At 75.9% G+C, this 2,969-nt stretch carries 3 protein-coding genes; 1 reads left to right on the forward strand and 2 read right to left on the reverse strand.

Annotation, left to right across the window (positions count from 1 at the left end; all coding sequences use genetic code 11):
• Positions 1 to 69: 69 nt before the first annotated feature.
• Positions 70 to 1,242, reverse strand: a complete 1,173-nt coding sequence (locus HLB15_RS23085; RefSeq protein ID WP_171109056.1) for a MarP family serine protease — start codon at positions 1,240 to 1,242, stop codon at positions 70 to 72.
• Positions 1,243 to 1,510: 268 nt separating this feature from the next.
• On the opposite strand from HLB15_RS23085, the gene HLB15_RS23090 reads away from it, so the two are divergent.
• Complete coding sequence (locus tag HLB15_RS23090) at positions 1,511 to 2,305, forward strand: SDR family NAD(P)-dependent oxidoreductase (RefSeq protein WP_171109058.1); 795 nt, start codon at positions 1,511 to 1,513, stop codon at positions 2,303 to 2,305.
• Positions 2,306 to 2,336: 31 nt separating this feature from the next.
• Here HLB15_RS23090 and HLB15_RS23095 read toward each other — a convergent pair.
• The coding region (locus HLB15_RS23095) for a hypothetical protein (RefSeq protein ID WP_212760271.1) at positions 2,337 to 2,969 on the reverse strand (633 nt) is incomplete at its 5' end.

A 2,969-nucleotide genomic window follows, 5' to 3' on the forward strand; every position in this document is an offset into this window, starting at 1 on the left:
CGACGCCGAGCGCCTGCGCGCGCTGCTGGACGCCGGGGCCGAGCGGTCGGCCGCCTGACCCCCTGCGGCTCAGCCCGCGCAGCGGCCCGTCGACACCGGCGCGGCGAGCGCGGGCGCCTGCTCGGCGACCGGCCGTAGCTCGGTGCTCGTCATCGCGTAGCCGACGTCCGGGTTCGTCTCGTCGCGTGCGAAGACCACACCGGCCACCGCGCCGTCGGTCGTCAGCACCGGCCCGCCCGAGTTGCCCGGACGCACCACGGCCGCGAGCGAGTACACCTCGCGCTCGGCCGCGCTGCCGCCGTACGAGTCCGGCACCATCGTCGGGGCCACCTGGATCACCCCCGCGCTGCCCGACGTGAACGGCCCGCCGTACGGGTACCCCTGCACGACGGCGCTGTCGCCGACGGCGAGCGGCGCCACCACCGGCAGCGGCTCGGCCGTCAGGTCCGGCACGGCGATCACCGCGAGGTCGTCCACCGGGTCGTAGTAGACCACGCGGCCCTCGCGCACCTCGCCGCCGGGCAGCTCGACGACCGGGCGGTCGACGCCCGCGACGACGTGCGCGTTCGTCACCACGCGGTCCGTCGCCACCACGAACCCCGACCCCGTCGAGCTCGTGCCGCACGCGTAGGCGACGCCGGAGATCCGCGCCACCGACCGGGCCGCGGCCTCGAGCTGCGGGTCGTCGAGGTCGACGCTCGGCACCTCGGCGGCCTGGCCGGGCGTCATGAGGATGTTCAGGCGTGGCAGACCGTCGTCGAGCACGAAGGCGCGCGCCTGGGCGAGCGGCCGCCCCACCGCGGGCGGCGTCAGCTCCTCGATGGTGCGCAGCACCGCCGACGACGAGACGGCGGGCGCCACACCCGGCACACCCGTCGCGCTCACCGCGTTGCCCACGAACGACAGCGCGAGCGCCACGACGCCCAGGTTCGCCACGCCGCCCAGCAGGCGCTCCAGCGGGCGCAGCGCCGTGCGGTCGACCCCCTGGCGCAGGCGGCTGCCCATGGCCGCGCCGATCGAGGCGCCGAACAGCGGGAGCAGCACGGCGACGGCGACCGACACCGGCCCGCGCCACTGCGTCGTCGGCAGCAGGTCGTTGACGGCAGGCACCGCCCAGAACGACGCGATGCCACCCACCACCAGACCGATCAGGCCGCCGAGCGTGGCCAGCAGACCGCGGCTCAGGCCCGCCATCAGGGCGACGAAGAGCACAAGGAGGAGCACCAGGTCGAGCAGCGTCATGACGGCTCCTTGGCAGGTCGCGCGGTGTGAGACGCGACGATCGGACGGGTCGGACGAGACGACCGTAGACGCTCCGGACCCGCGCCGCGCACGACGCCCCGGGTCCGTCACCCGATCCGCTGATTCCGCCGGAGACGTTCACACCCGCTTTCCCCGGGCTTTCGGTCCGTCCACCGGTCGCGGGCCTGTCGCCCGCGTGGTGACCGGCCCCGTCGCGTGCCAGGCTGAGAGGCCCAGCAGCCGGACCACCACCAGCGGAGGAGTCCTCATGCAGATCGATCTGACCGACCGGACCGCCCTCGTCACGGGGTCGACGCAGGGCATCGGCCGCGCGATCGCCGCGGCGCTCGCGGACTGCGGCGCCCGCGTCGCGATCAACGGCCGTCAGGCCGGCGGCGTCGAGGCCGCGATCGAGGAGCTGCGTGCCGGCGCGCCCGGGCGTGACCTGGTCGCCGCCGCGGGCGACGTGAGCACCGCGGCGGGCGCGGCCGAGGTGCTGGCGGTCGTCGGCGACGTCGACGTGCTGGTCAACAACCTCGGCATCTTCGGCAGCACGCCGCCGCTCGAGATCGACGACGACGAGTGGCGCCGCTACCTCGAGGTGAACGTGCTCGCCGCCGTCCGGCTCATCCGTTCGACCCTGCCCGGCATGACGGCGCGCGGCTGGGGCCGGGTGCTGAACGTCGCCAGCGACTCCGCGATCGTCATCCCCGCCGAGATGATCCACTACGGCGTCTCGAAGACGGCGCTGCTCGGTGTCTCCCGCGGGTTCGCCAAGGCGGCGGCGGGCACCGGCGTGACGGTCAACTCCGTCATCGCGGGGCCCACGCACACCGGCGGCGTCGAGCGCTTCGTCTACGAGCTGGTCGACTCGGACCTGCCGTGGGACGAGGCGCAGCGGGAGTTCATGCGCACGCACCGCCCGCAGTCGCTGCTGCAGCGGCTCATCGAGCCCGAGGAGATCGCGAACCTCGTGGCCTACCTCGCCTCGCCGCTCGCCTCGGCGACGACGGGCGCGGCCGTGCGCGTCGACGGCGGTTACGTCGACTCGATCGTGCCCTGACGCCGGGCGTCGAGGCGGCCCGGCGGACCGCCTAGCTGCTCTCCGAGCGGTTCCACCGCTCCCAGAGCCACAGGAGGAACACGATCACGAGGAACGCCGGGAGCCCCGCCCCGCCGAGGCGGCCGAACCACTCCATGAGGCCGTCGCCGAGCCGGGGGAGGGCGCCGTCGGCCGAGGCAGGCCCCTCGGGGTCGGCGCCGTCGGCGCCGGTGCCGTCGTCGCCCGCGTCCTGACCGTCGTTGCCCGCGTCGGCGGCGCCTAAAGGGTCGTCGCCGGGGGCGGTCGTGCCGGCGCTCCCGTCGTCAAGGCCCCCGGAACCGCGGCCGGCGTCCTCGCCGGCACGTTCCGCCGGGGTGCCGTCCCCGATGCCGAGGCTCGCCAAGACGTCGCGGACGGCCGCCCCGACGCCGGTGGAGCCGCCCGCGGAGCCGGGGTCCGCCGAGGACGAGCCGCCGTCGGCCGCGTCGCCGTCGGCCGCCTCGCCGTCGCTGTTCGTGCCCGAGCTGTTTGCGCCTGGGCCGTTCTCGCCTGGGCCATCGCCGCCGGGCTCGTCGGCGCCGTCACCGCCGGCGGCCGGGCCGTCCACCGTGGCGCCGTCGCCCGTGCCCGTGCCCGTGCCCGTGCCCGTGCCCGTCCCCGTGCCTGCGCCGTCCTGGCCGCCATC

It is taken from the genome of Promicromonospora citrea, assembly GCF_013004695.1.
GTDB lineage: Bacteria > Actinomycetota > Actinomycetes > Actinomycetales > Cellulomonadaceae > Promicromonospora > Promicromonospora citrea.